At 68.7% G+C, this 16,668-nt stretch carries 16 protein-coding genes and 1 pseudogene; 12 read left to right on the top strand and 5 right to left on the bottom strand.

Translation table 11 applies throughout. The features are described from left to right. Positions 1-1,208: amidohydrolase (locus JOZ00_RS00310; protein ID WP_293338278.1), on the bottom strand; the 1,208-nt coding region annotated here is incomplete at its 3' end. A 65-nt stretch (positions 1,209-1,273) separates the two neighbouring features. On the opposite strand from JOZ00_RS00310, the gene fadD8 reads away from it, so the two are divergent. Beyond that, positions 1,274-2,875 carry a fatty-acid--CoA ligase FadD8 gene (gene fadD8, locus JOZ00_RS00305; RefSeq protein ID WP_293338276.1) on the top strand — a complete coding sequence of 534 codons (1,602 nt, stop codon included), beginning with the start codon at positions 1,274-1,276 and terminating at the stop codon, positions 2,873-2,875. 88 nt (positions 2,876-2,963) lie between these two features. On the opposite strand, the gene JOZ00_RS00300 is transcribed toward fadD8, so the two are convergent. Then, a complete protein-coding gene (locus JOZ00_RS00300) occupies positions 2,964-3,512 on the bottom strand; it encodes a TetR/AcrR family transcriptional regulator (protein WP_293338274.1) in 549 nt (182 codons plus the stop codon). A gap of 86 nt (positions 3,513-3,598) precedes the next feature. On the opposite strand from JOZ00_RS00300, the gene JOZ00_RS00295 reads away from it, so the two are divergent. The 10 genes and pseudogenes from JOZ00_RS00295 (at position 3,599) to JOZ00_RS00250 (ending at position 11,787) form a co-directional block, all read left to right on the top strand. Further along, positions 3,599-4,537 carry an aldo/keto reductase gene (locus JOZ00_RS00295; RefSeq protein ID WP_293338272.1) on the top strand — a complete coding sequence of 313 codons (939 nt, stop codon included), beginning with the start codon at positions 3,599-3,601 and terminating at the stop codon, positions 4,535-4,537. Between the two features lie 14 nt (positions 4,538-4,551). Beyond that, positions 4,552-5,019, top strand: a complete 468-nt coding sequence (locus JOZ00_RS00290) for a nitroreductase family deazaflavin-dependent oxidoreductase (protein ID WP_293338270.1) — start codon at positions 4,552-4,554, stop codon at positions 5,017-5,019. Next, the gene (locus JOZ00_RS00285; RefSeq protein WP_293338268.1) at positions 5,016-5,918 is read left to right on the top strand and encodes a 1,4-dihydroxy-2-naphthoyl-CoA synthase; all 903 of its coding nucleotides are present in this window, start codon (positions 5,016-5,018) and stop codon (positions 5,916-5,918) included. Before JOZ00_RS00290 ends, JOZ00_RS00285 begins: the two co-directional genes overlap by 4 nt. A 44-nt stretch (positions 5,919-5,962) precedes the next feature. Further along, positions 5,963-6,859, top strand: a complete 897-nt coding sequence (locus tag JOZ00_RS00280) for an SDR family oxidoreductase (protein WP_293338266.1) — start codon at positions 5,963-5,965, stop codon at positions 6,857-6,859. 28 nt (positions 6,860-6,887) lie between these two features. After that, a complete protein-coding gene (locus JOZ00_RS00275; protein WP_293338264.1) occupies positions 6,888-7,295 on the top strand; it encodes a VOC family protein in 408 nt (135 codons plus the stop codon). A 97-nt stretch (positions 7,296-7,392) separates the two neighbouring features. After that, positions 7,393-8,529: pseudogene (locus JOZ00_RS00270) on the top strand (inorganic phosphate transporter); the annotation flags it as partial. Positions 8,530-8,615: 86 nt separating this feature from the next. Then, positions 8,616-8,927: a hypothetical protein gene (locus JOZ00_RS00265; protein WP_293338262.1), complete on the top strand. Its 312-nt coding sequence runs from the start codon at positions 8,616-8,618 to the stop codon at positions 8,925-8,927. 48 nt (positions 8,928-8,975) lie between these two features. After that, positions 8,976-9,278: a DUF3349 domain-containing protein gene (locus JOZ00_RS00260; protein ID WP_293338260.1), complete on the top strand. Its 303-nt coding sequence runs from the start codon at positions 8,976-8,978 to the stop codon at positions 9,276-9,278. A 92-nt stretch (positions 9,279-9,370) separates the two neighbouring features. Then, positions 9,371-10,423: an o-succinylbenzoate--CoA ligase gene (gene menE / locus JOZ00_RS00255; RefSeq protein WP_293338290.1), complete on the top strand. Its 1,053-nt coding sequence runs from the start codon at positions 9,371-9,373 to the stop codon at positions 10,421-10,423. 11 nt (positions 10,424-10,434) lie between these two features. Continuing rightward, positions 10,435-11,787, top strand: coding sequence for a hypothetical protein (locus JOZ00_RS00250; RefSeq protein ID WP_293338258.1), 1,353 nt, complete (start codon positions 10,435-10,437; stop codon positions 11,785-11,787). A 3-nt stretch (positions 11,788-11,790) separates the two neighbouring features. Here JOZ00_RS00250 and JOZ00_RS00245 read toward each other — a convergent pair whose 3' ends face one another. From JOZ00_RS00245 to JOZ00_RS00235, 3 genes are read right to left on the bottom strand one after another with little or no spacing between them, the layout of a single operon-like run. Beyond that, positions 11,791-12,453, bottom strand: coding sequence for a DUF2064 domain-containing protein (locus JOZ00_RS00245; protein WP_293338256.1), 663 nt, complete (start codon positions 12,451-12,453; stop codon positions 11,791-11,793). Next, positions 12,450-13,136, bottom strand: a complete 687-nt coding sequence (locus JOZ00_RS00240) for a glycosyltransferase family 2 protein (RefSeq protein WP_293338254.1) — start codon at positions 13,134-13,136, stop codon at positions 12,450-12,452. The genes JOZ00_RS00245 and JOZ00_RS00240 overlap by 4 nt, the downstream gene beginning before the upstream one ends. After that, positions 13,108-14,745, bottom strand: a complete 1,638-nt coding sequence (locus tag JOZ00_RS00235; protein WP_293338252.1) for a hypothetical protein — start codon at positions 14,743-14,745, stop codon at positions 13,108-13,110. The genes JOZ00_RS00240 and JOZ00_RS00235 overlap by 29 nt, the downstream gene beginning before the upstream one ends. 248 nt (positions 14,746-14,993) lie before the next feature. Here JOZ00_RS00235 and JOZ00_RS00230 point away from each other — a divergent pair, with 248 nt between their 5' ends. Further along, positions 14,994-16,667 (top strand): hypothetical protein, encoded by a 1,674-nt coding sequence (locus tag JOZ00_RS00230; RefSeq protein WP_293338250.1) that lies wholly within the window; start codon positions 14,994-14,996, stop codon positions 16,665-16,667. Position 16,668: the final 1 nt, after the last annotated feature.

Here is a 16,668-nt window from a genome sequence, read left to right as displayed (position 1 = left end):
ACGTCGCCCCAATAGTGGATCTGGTCGACGAAGATGCTGCAGGTGACACCGAGGTCGGCGGCACGCTGGAGTTGCTCGGGCCGGATGGCGCCGACATGTTCGAGCCGCAGCCGGTGGTCGTCGCGCGGATGACTTTTCAGCGCCTCTTCGTAGACGTCGAGGATCGTGTCGACGCCGGCGTCGCCCTGCACATGACAGGCCATCTGCCAGCCCAGCGGGTAGTAGGCACCGACGATCTCGCGCAGCTGTTCGGCGGTGTAGTTGGCGCATCCGCACGAGCCGGGTTTGACGCCGATCGTCCGGGTCGCCTCGGTGTCCAGGTACGGAAAGGACAGCGCGATATTGCCGATCCACGGCGAGCCGTCGACCCAGATCTTGATGCCGACCTGGCGCAGGATGTCGTCGCCCTGGCCGGGCGTGGCGGCGGTCGACATCTGCGGGTTGGACACCTCATAGGTACGCAGCCGAACCGTGAGGTTGTCGCGCAGGCCCTCGACCAGGGGCCCGAAGTTCGGGTCGAAGGCCATCTCCGAGCAGGTCGTCAGGCCCGCGCGATTGAGCCGGGCGCATTCGGCGAGCAGCATCGCCGGGTATTCGCTGGCCTGGATGGCCCCGCCCAGCAGCGGGAATACCGCGGTGATCTCCTCGGCGGTGCCGTCGAGTTCCCCGTTGGCGTCGCGGCCGTACTTGGCGCCCTTGGGGTCCGGGGTGTCGCGGGTCAGCCCGTTGAGTTTGGCCGCGCGCGAGTTGAAGAAGGCCTTGTGCCCGGAGTTGTGAATGATCACCAGTGGGTTGTCCGGCGCGATCTCGTCCAGCCAGGCCAGCGTCGGGTCGGGCAGGCCCGACTGCAGCAGCGCGTCCCAGCCGTTCAGGTAGGCGCCCGAGGACCCGCGCCGCGCGACCTCGCGGCGGATCGCCGCGACGACGTCGTCGGGGCCGGGGATGGTGACCGGGCGGATGTCGACGATCCGGTCCGACAGCGCCACGGCCTCCATCAACGGATGGCCGTGCGCCTCAACGAATCCCGGCATGACGCAGGCGTCGCCGACGTCGACGCTCTGGGTTCCCTCGCCGACATGCCCGGCGATGTCGGACCGGGTGCCGACGGCGATGATGCGCCCGTCGGCGACGGCCAACGCCTCGGCCGTGGGCCGGGCGTCGTCAACGGTCAGTAGGTTTCCGGTTATGACGAGATCGGCCCCTGCCATGTGTGCAAACACTAGCCGTTGAGGGCGCAGCTGACCGGAATTGCAACACGTTCTAGTGTGGCCATATGAGTGACGATCTGTTGCGCCATCCAACCCATAACGGCCACTTGCTGGTGGGCGCGCTCAAGCGCCACAAGAACCGGCCAGTGCTCTTCCTCGGCGACACCACGCTGACCGGTGGTCAGCTGGCCGAGCGGATCAGTCAGTACACGCAGGCGTTCGAGGCCCTGGGCGCCGGCACCGGTGTGACCGTGGGGCTGTTGGCGCTGAACCGTCCCGAGGTGCTGATGATCCTCGGCGCCAGTCAGACCCAGGGGTACCGGCGCACCGCCCTGCACCCACTGGGCTCGCTGGACGACCACGCCTACGTGCTCTCCGACTGTGGCGCCAGCTCGCTGATCGTCGACCCCAACCCGATGTTCGTCGAGCGCGCGCTGGGGCTGTTGGAGAAGGTCGACTCGCTCAAGCAGATCCTGACCATCGGTCCGGTGCCGGAAGGCCTGAAAGGTCATGCAGTCGACCTATCGGCAGAGGCGGCGAAGTACGAGCCCAAGCCGCTGGTGGTCGCCGAGCTGGCCCCGGACCACGTCGGCGGCATGGCCTACACGGGCGGCACCACCGGCAAGCCCAAGGGCGTCATGGGCACCACCGGGAACATCGCCACCATGACCCAGATCCAGCTCGCCGAATGGGAGTGGCCCGAGCACCCGCGGTTCTTGATGTGCACGCCCCTGTCGCACGCCGGCGCTGCGTTCTTCACGCCCACGGTGGTCAAGGGCGGCGAGATGGTGGTGCTGGGCAAGTTCGATCCCGCCGAGGTGCTGAAAACCATTGAAGAGCAGAAGATTACGGCGACCATGCTGGTGCCCTCGATGCTCTACGCGCTGATGGACCATCCCGATTCGCACACCCGCGACCTGTCGTCGCTGGAGACCGTCTACTACGGCGCCTCGGCGATGAACCCGGTGCGGCTGGCCGAGGCGATCCGCCGGTTCGGCCCGATCTTCGCCCAGTACTACGGCCAGTCCGAGGCACCGATGGCGATCACCTACCTCGCCAAGTCCGACCACGACGAGAAGCGACTGACGTCCTGCGGGCGGCCGACGCTGTTCGCTCGGGTGGCGCTGCTGGGCGAAGACGGCAAGCCGGTGCCGCAGGGCGAGCCGGGCGAAATCTGTGTCAGCGGGCCGCTTTTGGCGGGCGGCTACTGGAATCTGCCGGAGGCGACGGCCGACACGTTCAAGGACGGCTGGCTGCACACCGGCGACATGGCCCGCGAGGACGAGGACGGCTTCTACTTCATCGTCGACCGGGTGAAGGACATGATCGTCACCGGCGGCTTCAACGTCTTCCCCCGCGAGGTCGAGGACGTGATCGCCGAGCATCCGGCCGTCGCGCAGGTGTGCGTGGTCGGAACGCCCGACGACAAGTGGGGCGAGGCCGTCACCGCGGTGGTGGTGCTGCGCTCCGACGCGGCCAGCGACGACGCCGCCGTCGAGACCTTGATCGCTGAGATCCAGGCGGCGGTCAAGGACCGCAAGGGTTCGGTGCAATCGCCGAAACGGGTTGAGATCGTTGAGGCGCTGCCGTTGACCGCACTGGGCAAGCCCGACAAGAAGGCCGTGCGGGCGCAGTTCTGGGAAGGCGCCGGACGCGCGGTCGGCTGAGTTTGCTTATGCCGAGCGTGAAACTGGCTTCACGCTCAGCCTCCAACGTGAAACTAACTTCACGTTGGGTCCAGGGGTCGGCTATCGGTTAGGTTGCGACGCCGGCCACCAGCAGGTCGAGCATGCGGCCCGTCTGCTCGGGGGAACCGCTGGCCAAGAAGATCCCGATCAGGCTGGACACGACGTCGTCGGCCTGCACGTCGGAGCGCAGAGTTCCGTCGCTGACGCCGGCCTGCAGCAACAAGTCGACGGCGCCGGCGATGCTGTCACGCGTCTTGCTGGGTTCCATCGCGCCGGAGTCGAACATCGCGTGCAGCGACTCGGCCATCCCGCGCTTGGCGGCCACGAAGCTCGCGTAGCGGTCCATCCAGCGCCGCAGCGCGACCTTCGGCGGATGCCGCTTCGCCAACTGCTCGGCCGCCGCGGCCACTTCGGCGAGTTCGGTCCGATAGATCGCCTCGACCAGAGCCTCCCGGTTGGGGAAATGGCGATAGAGCGTGCCGATCCCGACGCCGGCGTCGCGGGCTATCGACTCCAGCGACACCGGCTGCCCGTCGGCGGCGGCGAACGCGGCGGTCGCCACCTCGAGCAACTTGTCGCGGTTGCGGCGCGCATCGGAACGAATAGGCTGAGCCAAAGCGGAGGATCCTCCGTTTCTGCTACGCTGACGAAAGCGGAGGGACCTCCGCATTTCTCCAGTGTCTCACGATCAAGGGAGCACCCATGAGTGACAAGCCACACCTCGGCGGCACCGGCCGCATCGGCACGAACACGGTTGCCCGTGTCGGCTACGGCGCCATGCAGCTGTTCGAGACATCGGCCGACGACGCGGCCGCGGTGCTGCGCCGGGCGGTCGAGCTCGGCGTCAACCACATCGACACCGCATCGTTCTACGGCCCCGGCGAGGTGAACCGCCGGATTCGCGCGGCGCTGTCGCCCTACCCCGACGACCTCGTCATCGTGAGCAAGGTCGGGGCGCGCTACACCGGCGAAGAACCGGTTCCCCTGGGCGCCGCGCAGAAGCCCGCCGAGCTGCGGGCCGCCGTCGAAGACGACCTGAGCCAACTGGGCCTGGACCAGATCCCCGTGGTCAACCTGCGGCGCATGGACCTCGGCCCCGGAGTGGGCGCCGAGGGCGACCAGATCGTCGACCTCGACGACCAGCTGGCCGAGATGATCGCGCTGCGCGACGAGGGCAAGATCGGCGGGATCGGCGTCAGCAGTGTGCCGCTCGACGTGCTGCGCCGGGCGCTGCCCGCGGGCATCGCCTGCGTGCAGAACGCCTACAGCCTGCTCGACCGCTCCCAGGAGGAGATGGTCGAGGTCTGCACGGCCGAGGGCATCGCGTGGGTGCCGTACTTCCCGCTCGGGTCGGCGTTCCCGGGCTTCCCCAAGGTCGCCGACAACGCCGTGGTGATCGAGATCGCCGGCGAAATCGGTGCGACACCGTCCCAGGTGGGGTTGGCGTGGCTGCTGGCCCACGCGCTGAACACGCTGCTCATTCCGGGAACGCGATCGATCGCGCACCTCGAGCAGAACATCGGCGCGGGAGACGTCACGCTGAGCGCCGAGGCGATCGCCAAGCTGGACGCCGTCACCGAACCGGGGGCCGACCCGTGGGCACACGGCGTCGAACCCTTCCTGGAGGCCCCGCAGAGCTGACTACTGTGGCAGGCATGGCAGAAGCTGACGGGCTCAAGCCGCCTCTCAAGCCGCCGTGGTGGCTGAAACCGGCGAACAAGCTGTTCATCCAGCTCTCCCGGCTCGGCCTGAGCTTCGGCGGCGAGAGCCCGGTGGTGTTGACCGTGCCTGGCCGCAAGTCCGGCACGCCCCGGTCGACCCCGGTGACGCCGATGACGGTCGACGGCAAGCGGTATGTGGTGGGCGGCTTCCCGGGCGCGGACTGGATCCGAAACGTAAGGGCCGCAGGCGAAGTCACGCTCACGCGCGGCCGCGCGAAGGAGCATCTGCGGATGGTGGAGTTGTCCGCCGACGATGCGCGGCCGTTCCTGCGGGCCTTCCCGGACGAGGTGCCCACCGGCGTCGGCTTCATGAAGCGGTCCGGGTTGGTCAAGGAGGGCCGCCCCGACGAATTCGAGGCGCTGGCAGGCATCTGCCCGGTCTTCCGGTTGGATTCGCTGTGAGCGACAACCCATTCGACGCGCAGGCCTGGCGTCCGGTCGACGGCTTCGACGACTTGACCGACATCACCTATCACCGGCACATCGAGGACGCCACGGTGCGGGTGGCCTTCGACCGGCCGGAGGTGCGCAACGCCTTTCGGCCGCACACCGTCGACGAGCTGTACCGGGTGCTCGACCACGCCCGGATGTCGCCGGACGTCGGCGTCGTACTGCTGACCGGCAACGGCCCGTCGCCCAAAGACGGCGGCTGGGCGTTCTGCTCAGGCGGTGATCAGCGCATTCGCGGCCGCTCTGGCTACCAGTACGCGTCCGGGGATACCGCGGACACGGTCGATGCCGCCCGCGCCGGAAGGTTGCACATCCTCGAGGTGCAGCGCCTGATCCGGTTCATGCCCAAGGTGGTCATCTGCCTGGTCAACGGGTGGGCGGCCGGCGGCGGCCACAGCCTGCACGTGGTCTGCGACCTCACCCTGGCCAGCCGCGAGCACGCGCGGTTCAAGCAGACCGACGCCGACGTCGGCAGCTTCGATGGCGGCTACGGCAGCGCGTACCTGGCGCGCCAGGTCGGGCAGAAGTTCGCGCGCGAGATCTTCTTTCTCGGACGCCCCTACACCGGCGAGCAGATGCATCACATGGGCGCGGTAAACGAGGTCGTCGACCATGCCGACCTGGAGAGGGTCGGCATCCAGTGGGCCGCCGAGATCAACGCCAAGTCCCCTCAGGCCCAACGGATGCTGAAGTTCGCGTTCAACCTCCTCGATGACGGGCTGGTGGGTCAGCAGCTGTTCGCCGGCGAGGCCACCCGGCTGGCTTACATGACCGACGAAGCCGTCGAGGGCCGCGACGCCTTCCTGGAGAAGCGGCCACCGGACTGGAGCCCCTTTCCCCGGTATTTCTGAGCGGCACTCGGGGCGAAAAAGGCGCCCGCCTAGACTTCTGGCCCGTGAGCAAGAGCCCGCTGCGCCGGTTCGCCGACCAGATCTCCCTGGCGATCATGCGACCCCCCATGTCGCCACAAGTCCTGGTGAACCGACCCGCGATGAAGCCGGTGGACCTGGCCGGGAAGCGGGTCCTGCTCACCGGAGCATCATCGGGTATCGGCGAGGCCGGGGCGGAGCTGCTGGCCCGCAACGGCGCCACGGTGGTGGCCGTCGCCCGCCGAAAAGATTTGCTGGACGCACTGGTCGACCGGATCACTGCCACGGGCGGCTCGGCGATATCGATCCCCTGCGACGTCTCGGACATGGACGCGTGTGACGCGCTGGTCGCCGATGTCGAGAACCGCATCGGCGGGGTCGACATCCTGATCAACAACGCCGGCCGGTCCATCCGCCGCCCGCTGGCCGAATCGCTGGAGCGCTGGCACGACGTCGAGCGGACCATGGTGCTGAACTACTACGCGCCGCTGCGGCTGGTCCGCGGGCTGGCGCCCGGGATGCTCGAGCGCGGCGACGGTCACGTCATCAACGTCTCCACGTGGGGCGTGATGTCGGAGGCTTCGCCGCTGTTCTCGGTGTACAACGCCTCGAAGGCCGCGCTGTCGACGGTGAGCCGGGTCATCGAAACCGAATGGGGCAGCAAGGGTGTGCATTCGACGACGTTGTACTACCCGCTGGTGTCGACCCCGATGATCGCGCCGACGAAGGCGTACCAAGGGGTGGCGGCGCTGACCTCCGAAGAGGCCGCCGAGTGGATGCTCACCGCGGCGCGCACCCGGCCGGTGCGCATCGCACCGCGCATCGCGATCGCCGGCCGCGCGCTGGACATCGTGGGCCCGCGCTTCGTCAACGCCGTCATGCAGCGGCAGAACATCCAGCCGAACCGCAAAGGCGATAACTGAGCCGCGCGGGCGTGGTAGACACGACGCCATGGAAATCCTGTCCAGCCGAATGCTTCTGCGGCCGGCGGACTATCAGAGATCGTTGACCTTTTACCGGGACGAGATCGGATTGGCGATAGCCCGCGACTACGGCGCAGGCACCGTTTTCTTCGCCGGTCAGTCTTTGCTGGAGTTGGCCGGGTTCGGGTCCCCGGACCACTCCCGGGGTCCCTTTCCCGGCGCGTTGTGGCTGCAGGTCCGCGACATCGAGGCAACCCAGGCCGAGCTACGCGGCCGCGGGGTTCCGATCGCCCGCGAAGCCCGTCGCGAACCGTGGGGTCTGTACGAAATGCACGTGACCGACCCGGACGGAATTACGTTGATATTCCTCGAAATTCCGCCGGAACACCCTCTCCGCAAAGACACCAGAAGTGAACGCCAGGGAAATTCCGGTTAACTGAAAGGTAACATCTGGCGACGGTTCAAAATACACCTGCATTTCCCCTTCCCCAGCATTCGACAATGTAATCCCCCTACCACCAGAATCGGGCGCTGTGAACATCCAGTTGTTCCTCTTAATCATTGTCGTAATCACGGCATTGGCATTCGATTTCACCAACGGCTTCCATGACACCGGTAACGCGATGGCGACCTCAATCGCCAGCGGTGCTCTGGCGCCGAAAGTGGCCGTCGCACTCTCCGCCGTCCTCAACCTGATCGGCGCGTTCCTTTCCACTGCCGTCGCAGCAACCATCGCGAAGGGTCTGATCGACGGGCACGTGGTGACGCTCGAGCTGGTATTCGCCGGCTTGGTCGGAGGTGTCGTCTGGAACTTGCTGACCTGGCTCCTCGGTATCCCCTCGAGTTCGTCGCACGCTCTGATCGGTGGCATCGTCGGTGCCACGATCGCGGCCGTAGGCGCCCACGGGGTGATCTGGAAGGGCATCACCTCCAAGGCGATCATCCCGGCCGTCGTGTCCGCATTCCTGGCCATCCTGGTCGGCGCGGTAGCCACCTGGCTGGTCTACCGGATCACCCGCGGCCTTCAGGAATCCCGCACCGAAGCGGGCTTCCGGCGCGGCCAGATCGGCTCGGCCTCGCTGGTCTCGCTGGCACACGGCACGAACGACGCGCAGAAGACCATGGGCATCATCTTCCTGGCGCTCATGTCCTACGGCGCGATCCCCAAGTCATCGTCGGCGCCGCCGCTGTGGGTGATCGTGGCCTGCGCCCTGGCGATGGCGACGGGTACCTACCTCGGCGGCTGGCGGATCATCCGCACCCTGGGTAAGGGCCTGGTCGAGATCAAGTCGCCGCAGGGCATGGCCGCCGAGTCGTCTTCGGCCGCAATCATCTTGCTGTCTGCCCACTTCGGCTATGCGCTTTCCACGACGCAGGTCTGCACCGGTTCGGTGATGGGCAGTGGCCTGGGCAAGCCCGGCGGCGAGGTCCGCTGGGGTGTGGCCGGCCGGATGGTCGTCGCCTGGCTGGTCACGCTTCCGCTGGCCGGCTTGGTGGGCGCCGTCACCTACTGGATCGTGCACCTGATCGGTGGATACCCGGGTGCCATCATCGGCTTCTCGATGCTGGTTGCCGTTGCCGCGACCATCTACATCCGGTCGCGCAAGGTCAAGGTCGACCACAACAACGTCAACGCCGATTGGGAAGGCGGTCTTACCGCCGGGCTCGAAGGCGACGACCACCACACCACATCCGGTCCCCCGGCGGGCACCCGCTCAGGTTCGGATGGCGACGCTGTAGCTGCGGGGAGCCAGTCATGAATCACTTCAGCGAATGGTTCAACTACCAAGCCTCACTGAAGATCCTGCTGTTCTCGATGCTGGCCGGCGCTGCACTGCCCGGGCTGTTCGCAGTCGGGATCCGCATGCAGGCCGTGGGCGCCGGGCACGCCGGCGCCGGTGGGACCGACTCCCCCAAGAACCCGGCACTCTTGGGGGTGGCCTACGCGATCTACGCCCTGGTCGTCATCGTGATCGCGTTCGCGTTGCTGTACATCGCCCGCGACTTCATCGCGGCGCATCTCGGCTCTCCGTTCTTGGGAGCGAAGCCGGGTAGTCCAGCGCACTAGCATTGAATCGTCCACCCACGCCTAACCCCCTCGCGGAGTGATAGCAAAGTGAACGGATTTCTCGGTTCGATCGTTTCGTGGCTGCGCGCGGGATACCCGGAGGGCATCCCACCGACGGACACATTCGCGGTGCTTGCCCTGTTGACCCGTCGGTTGTCCAACGACGAAGTCAAGACGGTAGCCCACGAGTTGGCCCAGCGCGGCGAGTTCGACGACGTCGACATCGGTGTGCTGATCACCCGGCTCACCGATGAGCTACCGTCGCCGGACGACATCGACCGGGTGCGGACGCGATTGGCCGCACACGGTTGGCCGCTCGATGACGCCCCTGACGCCGGAGAGCACGCATAGCAGTTCTGCGTGCTCTCCGCGTTCCGTCCGGCGGCGCCCTATCGGTGCTGTTGCCTGCCCTCGAGCGGGTGCTGGACGGCCGTGACACCGCCCTGATCGCGCTCGGTCCGGACGAGGATCACGCATCGGACGGTTTGCGCGTCGGAGAAGCGATCGACGACGACGTGGCGCTGGTGGCGGTGACGTCGGGAACGACCGGCACACCCAAGGGCGCTCTGCTGAGCGCCGCCGCCCTGACCGCCAGCGCTACGGCCACCCATGACCGCCTCGGCGGGCCGGGCAGTTGGCTGCTGGCATTGCCACCGCACCACATTGCCGGCGTGCAGGTACTGGTGCGCAGCGTGATCGCCGGCTCGACACCCGTCGAACTGGACGTCTCCGGCGGCTTCGAGGTTGCCGAATTGCCCGGCGCGATAAGGCAATTGGGGCCGGGGCGGCGATACGCATCGCTGGTGGCAACGCAGCTGGCGAAGGCCCTCCTCGACCCGGCCGCCGCGGCCGCACTGACCGAATTGGATGCCGTCCTGCTCGGCGGCGGGCCGGCGCCGGGGCCCGTCCTCGGCGCCGCAGCCGCGGCGGGTGTCACGGTGGTACGCACCTACGGGATGAGCGAGACCGCGGGAGGCTGCGTCTACGACGGCGTTCCGCTGGCCGGCGTGCAGCTGCGGATAGCCGACGGCGGTCGCATCGAGATCGGTGGCCCGACGCTGGCCAAGGGATATCGCAACCCGGTCGACCCCGATCCGTTCGCCGAACCGGGCTGGTTTCGCACCAACGATCTGGGCACCGTGGACGATTCGGGCGTGCTGACCGTGCTGGGCCGCGCCGACGACGCGATCAGCACCGGCGGGTTGACCGTACTGCCGCAGCCGGTGGAATCCGCGCTGTGCGCTCATCCCGCCGTCGGCGAGTGTGCGGTCTTCGGACTTGCCGACGACCGGTTGGGCCAGCGCGTGGTGGCCGCGGTCGTGGTGAGCGTTGGTTCCCCACCGCCGACGCTGGCCGAGCTGCGCGGCCACGTCGCGCGCACCCTGGACGTGCTGGCCGCACCGCGGGAACTGCACATCGTCGACGCGTTGCCGCGCCGCGGCATCGGCAAGGTCGACCGGATGGCGTTGGTGCGCCGGTTCGCGGGCGATCAATAGGCTGTTCCCTCGTGAGGATTGCTCGCCGGGAGAGCCTGGCTGTTGCCGCCGGCGTTGTCCTGGTGGCCGCCGCGTTCGTGCTGCCGCGGCTGAACTGGGGCGTCAACCCCCGGCGGGACATCGGGCTGGAACGGTTCGCGATGCGGGCCGGCGCCGCCCCCATCTTCGGCTACTGGGACTGGCACGCCGGCTGGGGAACCGCGGCGGCGATCGTCATCGCGGTGGCCGCCGTGGCTTGGGGACCGAAAGTGGCACAACGCCTTTCGTGGCGCGCGTTGACGGTGGGCACCTGGTTGACCGCCTGCGGATGGGCCTTTGCGCTGGCGATGATCGACGGCTGGCAGCGCGGCTTCGCCGGCCGGCTCACCACCAAAGACGAATACCTATCGCAAGTGGGAAGCGTCACCGACATCCCGGCCACGCTGCGCACGTTTTCCAGTCGCATTCTCGACTACCAACCGAACTCGTGGACCACACACGTCTCCGGGCATCCGCCCGGCGCGCTACTGACGTTCGTGTGGCTGGACCGGATCGGGCTGCACGGCGGCGCCTGGGCCGGGTTGCTGTGTCTGCTGGCGGGCTCGAGCGCGGCGGCCGCGGTGGTGATCGCAGTGCGCGCGCTTGCCGATGAGCAGACCGCGCGGCGGGCCGCCCCGTTCGTGGCCGTGGCACCGACGGCGATCTGGGTCGCGGTCTCCGCCGACGGGTACTTCGCCGGTGTCGCGGCGTGGGGCATCGCATTGTTGGCCGTGGCCGTACACCGTGACGTCCGGTTTCCCGCGCTGACGGCCGCCGGGGCGGGCCTGCTGCTCGGCTGGGGCGTGTTCCTCAGCTACGGCCTGATGTTGATGGGATTTCCGGCGGCCGCGGTGCTGGTGTCAGCGCGAGACTGGCGCGCGGTCTGGCGCACACTCGGCGCGGCCACCCTGGCCGCGGTGGCCGTGGCGGTGACCTTCGCCGTGGCGGGATTTTACTGGTTTGACGGCTATGCCCTTGTGCAGCAACGTTATTGGCAGGGCGTTGCGAAGGACCGGCCGTTCCAGTACTGGTCGTGGGCCAACCTGGCGTGCGCGGTGTGCGCCATCGGTTTGGGTGGCGTCGCCGGAATCAGCCGGGTGTTCGACAGGGCCGCCGTCCGCCGCCGATCCGGTTTCCACCTGCTGCTGCTGGCGATGCTGGCCGCCATCGCCTTCGCGGACCTGAGCATGCTGAGCAAGGCGGAGGTGGAACGGATCTGGCTGCCGTTCACCGTGTGGCTCGCCGCGGCGCCCGCCCTGACGCCGGTGCGGTCACACCGGTTGTGGCTGGCGCTCAACGTCGCCGGGGCGCTGCTGCTGAACAGCATCATCTTCACAAACTGGTAGCGCTCAGAGCCCGGCCGCCCGGGTGACGCGCGCGAAACGAGTGCCGGGTGCGCACGCGTCGCGCAGCGCGGCGACGTCGTCGACCGTGTCGACGTCGGCCAGCACCTGCACCGGGGACACCTCGATACCCTTGTCGCGCAACGCCTTCAGCGTGAGCTCTCCCGTCTCGGGGGACGACATCGGCACAGCACGCAGGCATTCGGCCATCGCGGGCGCCGTCACGCCGAGCACCCACCAGCCGCCGTCATGCGCCAAGCCGAGCACCGCCGGCGCCTCGAGCAACCGCCGCGCACAATCGGCCAGCAGGTCCGCGGTCACCTGAGGGGTGTCCATCCCTATCTGCAGCACGGGATACCCGTCGGCAGAATCGAAGTGCGCGTTGGCAAGTCGGTCGGCGAAGTCGTCGCCGCGCTGCGCGATCACCGTGAACGCCTCGAGCCGTTGGCGAATCTCGGCGGCGTTCGCCGCGTTGTCCAGGTCCCCGGTGAGCGCCACGACGCGCGCCGCGACCGGCGCCGCGGCCACCGCATCCAGCGTGTCAAGCAGTGCGGCGGCGGCGATTTCGGCGGCCACCCGGTCGCCGACCGTCGCCGCGAGCCGCGTCTTGGCCCGGCCCGGCTCGGGCGCTTTGGCGACCACCAGCACCGTCACCGGCAGGACGCTCATGAGATCACCTTCCAGAAATCCAGGATCGCGGTGATGCTGCCCCGCAGAGAACCGCTGACCTTGGACACGCCGCCCGTCCGGGGTCCGTAGCTGACGTCGAGCTCGACGACGCGCCAGCCGGCGGCCGCGGCTTTCACCAGCAATTCCAGCGGATACCCCGACCGTCGGTCCTCGACACCCAGACCCAACAGCGCCTCGCGCCGGGCCACCCGCATCGGGGCGATGTCGTGCACCGGCAGCCGGTGTCGGGTCCGCAGCCGCCAGCTCATGACCACGGTGCCCACCCGGGCGACCCACGGCCAGCGCAGCCCGTGAACCGGCCGGCGCCGGCCGGTCACCAGATCGGCGCCCTCGTTCAAAACGGCGACCAGGCGCGGCAGGTCGCCCGCGTCCATCGAGCCGTCGGCATCGATGACCGCCACTATCGGCGTCGTCGCGGCCACCACTCCCGCGTGCACCGCGGCGCCGTAGCCAGCCCGCCGTTCGACGACGACCTGGGCGCCGAGCCGGCGCGCGACCCCGGCGGTGTCATCGGTGCTGTTGTTGTCGACCACCAGCGCCCGGTAGCCGACGGGAACGGCCGCCAGCACCGCCGGCAGCGACTCCTCTTCGTTCAGGCACGGCAGCACGACCGTGACCGGGTCGGCCCGCGCCTCAGAATCCGTGATGACCCCCGCCGCCATGGGGTTCCTGGGGGAACACCGGCTGCTGTGAATGCGTTGGCGGCACGGTCTGCTGGGTGTGCGTCGGCGGCGTGTAGGTGTTGGTCGGCGCCTCGTGCGTCGTCGGTGGTTCGTGCGGCGTCGTCGGCGCCTCCTGCGTGGTCGGCGGCGAGTACGTCGTCGTCGGCGGTTCGTGCGTCGTCGTCGGCGGTTCGTGCGTCGTCGTCGGCGGCGAGTACGTCGTCGTCGGCGGGGTGTAAGGCGGGTTATAAGGCGGGTTGTACGGCGGATAGTTCGGGTGCCACCCGGGGAACGGAATGGGAACCGGAATCGGCATGGGCACAATCGGACCCGGTCCGCCGGGCACGTAGCCCGGACCGCCCGGACCGCCCGGCAGCGGGGCGGGAACGGGACCGACGGGAGCTCCGCCGCCGGCGGGGGGCTGCACCGGTTGTGGCACCGCGCCCCCGTCGCTCGGAGCCGGCACCGTGCCGCCCTGGAACCCGGCGTTGGGCTGATCGACCGGGGGCGGCGGCAGCGGCGCCTGCTGCTGCGTGGGCAGGATCGGCATGAACTTTCCCGGGGTGCCGTTCTGGACTCCCACCACCGGCTGCTGGCTCGCGGTCGGGCGGACGGCGACGGCGATCGCGGTGGCCAGCGACGCCAATCCGATGACCGCAAAGGCGATGACGGCGTTGCCGATCAGCAGCGACCGGCGGGACAGCTTCGTCGGCTCGGCCTCGTCGAATTCCTCGTCGTAGTCGTCGTATTCATCGAATTCCGGGCCGTACTCATCGAGCTCGGGCTCGTCCGCCATCGAGTACGCCAGCTGGTTTTCCTCGGCGTCCGGGCCCGCGAACTCCGACGTCGGCACCACCGTCGTCTCATCGCCGGTCAGCCCGACCGCCGGCGCCATCGCCGTCGCGTCGCCGGTGAGCCCGATCGCGGGCGCCATCGCCGTCGCGTCCCCGAGCGCACCCGGCGCCGCGGCGATCGCCGCGCCACGAGCGACCGCGAAGGTCGGATCGTCGGCGACCTCCACCCGCATGGTGGACGCATCCCGAAAACGGTCGGCGACCTGATTGAGGGCGGGCGACGCGCCCACCAGATAGACATCGCCCGGCGCGTCCGGCCGGGCGGTGAGGTTCGCCAGCATCGTGTCGAGCGCGGCGGTCGCATCAGCGCCCGAGCTGCCCGCGAGCGGCGCCTGGGCCAGCATCGTGGGCGGCGCTTCCGGATCACCGGCAGCCGGACCGATCAACGACAGCGTCGACGTCGCGTCATCCATCACCAGCGCGGCGCCGGGCCGCCCGGCGGCACGCATCAGGGCGGCGACCGCCTGCGACTCGGAGAGCACCGCGACGTTCGAGACACCGGACTGTTGCAGCGACTGCTGCAGCTGTGCCGCCCGGGAATCGTCGGGCCAGCACACCCGGGTGCCGACCAGTCGATGGTTCTCGTCGGCCAACAGCCGGTTCGTCCCGACCACGGTCTCGGTGAGTTTGCCCACCGGATTGTCTTCGAGGTCGACGACGGATTGGTCGATCACGCCGGCGCCCCGCCCGCCCGGATCGAGAAGCGCCAAGCGGGCGACGGGGCCGGTGACGGCAACCCCCAATACGACGTCCATCCCGCTTCTCCTTCACCCCGGCCACCCCACAACCAGCAATGTCCGGCATCATTACACTTGCGACACCGTTGGCAGTATCAGTCATTCGGGCGAACAGTTCGCCCACTAGCGAAGCGTAACCAGCTTCTTCCAACGACCGGACGGTCGCCGCGGAATGATCTCCGCGGAAAACCCTCCTAAGGCCACTGCCACGGCGTCCGAACGGAGAATATGTTCGCAACCGAGCAGATCCTTGATTCGCGGGGGGCATGGTGAGCCAGAGCAGCGACGACACCCCGACCGGTCCCATCAGCCGGCCGACCGGGCAAGTGCAGCAAACGCCTCATGCCCGCATCATCCGCCCGCAGACCACCGCAGACGGGGATCCGGCGCGACACTGGAACACCGTCAGCGACATCACCGCGGTGGTGCTGGTGATCGTCGCGCTGTTCCTGCCGTGGAATCTGTATTTCGGCCTCGGGATACCCGGCAGCAACAGGGCCCTGTTCGCTGTGCTGCTGGTGGTGACGCTGCTGTCGGTCATCGCCGTTGCCGTTGCGGGTTCCTGGCGATCGGGTGGCGCCCGGTTCAATCCCGCGACGGCCGGCCGGATTCGGCTGCTGCTCAACGTCCCGTATCTGTTGCTGGTGCTGGCGTTCGTCGGGTTCGACGCGTTTGAAACCGTCCGCTTCGGTGGTTCGGTCACGGTGCCAGGCGGTGTCGGCCCGGGCGCCTGGGTGGGGGTCGCCGGCGCGCTACTGAGCGCGCACACGGCGGTCACCGGCGCCCGCACGGGCCCGGTGCCTGAAGGCGACGACCTGTCCGGGAAGTATCGGTCCGCGCGGATCATCGGCTACGTGTCGATGCTCGCCGCGGTGCTGAGCTTCGGATTCAACCTCTACTGGCGGCTGCGGTACGCGCTGCAGAACTCCGCGGGCGCGGCCGCGTTCGGCAAACAGAACATCGCTGTCATCGCGACGGCGGTGGTGTACGGCGTGGTGGCGTTGGTCGCCGTCCTGGTCGCCTCTCGATGGCTGTCGCGGAACACCAGGGCAGCTCGGCTCGCGACCGTCGCGATGGGTGCCTCGACGCTGGTCGCCGGGATTCTCGTGTGGTTCCTTCCAGCCGGTCGTGACATCGACGCCTTCCACGGCATCGCGCAGAACACGTCCACCGCGGGGGTCGGGTTCGAGGGCTACCTGGCGTGGGCCGCGGCCGCGGCGATTTTCGCGCCGAGGGCATTGTTCGGGCATCGCAACACGTCGACCACCGAGGAGACTGCCTGGCGGGCGGCTGCGCGAAATGGCTTGCTGCTCATAGCCGTCTGGTGTGTGGGATCGATCGTGATGCGGATGACCGACCTCGCGGTCTCCGTGAGCCTGAACTACCCGTTCTCGCGATACGACAGCATCGTGCTGGCCGCCTTCGATCTGATCACCGCGCTGCTCGCGATCTGGCTGCGCATGAGCCTGGCCGACGGCACCCGCTCCGCGCGGCTGATCTCGTCGCTGTGCGGCCTGGTCGCCGCCCTGACCGTTGCGCGCGTCATCGTCGGCGTCGTGCTGGCGCCGCGGTTCGCGGACTCGCCCAATTCGCCTGCGCTGCAGCCGGTTTACGGAAACAACCTGGCCCAGCAGATCACCAGCACCTTCGACGTGACGCTGTGCGGCCTGGCGCTGTGCATATTCGCGGCGGCCATCGTCACGGGACACCTTAGCGGCCGACGATTGCGTCGTCAGGCGCGTCGCGCCGCCCCGCCGTCCGCCGCGGCCCCGCCGCGGGCCCGTGTCCCGGTGGGGCAACCCGCCCCGCCGTCCGCCGCGGAGACCACCCGCATCCCGACCGACCCGTCCAGCTCTCCCCGCATCTTCCGGGGCGACGACTCCGCGACGCGCCAGATTCCCGTGCAGCGGCCGAAGATCTTCCGGCCGCCACAGCAGTAGC

The sequence above is a fragment of the Mycobacterium sp. genome, assembly GCF_019243155.1.
Taxonomy (GTDB): Bacteria; Actinomycetota; Actinomycetes; order Mycobacteriales; family Mycobacteriaceae; genus Mycobacterium.
This window is presented reverse-complemented; position numbering and strand designations above follow the sequence as displayed.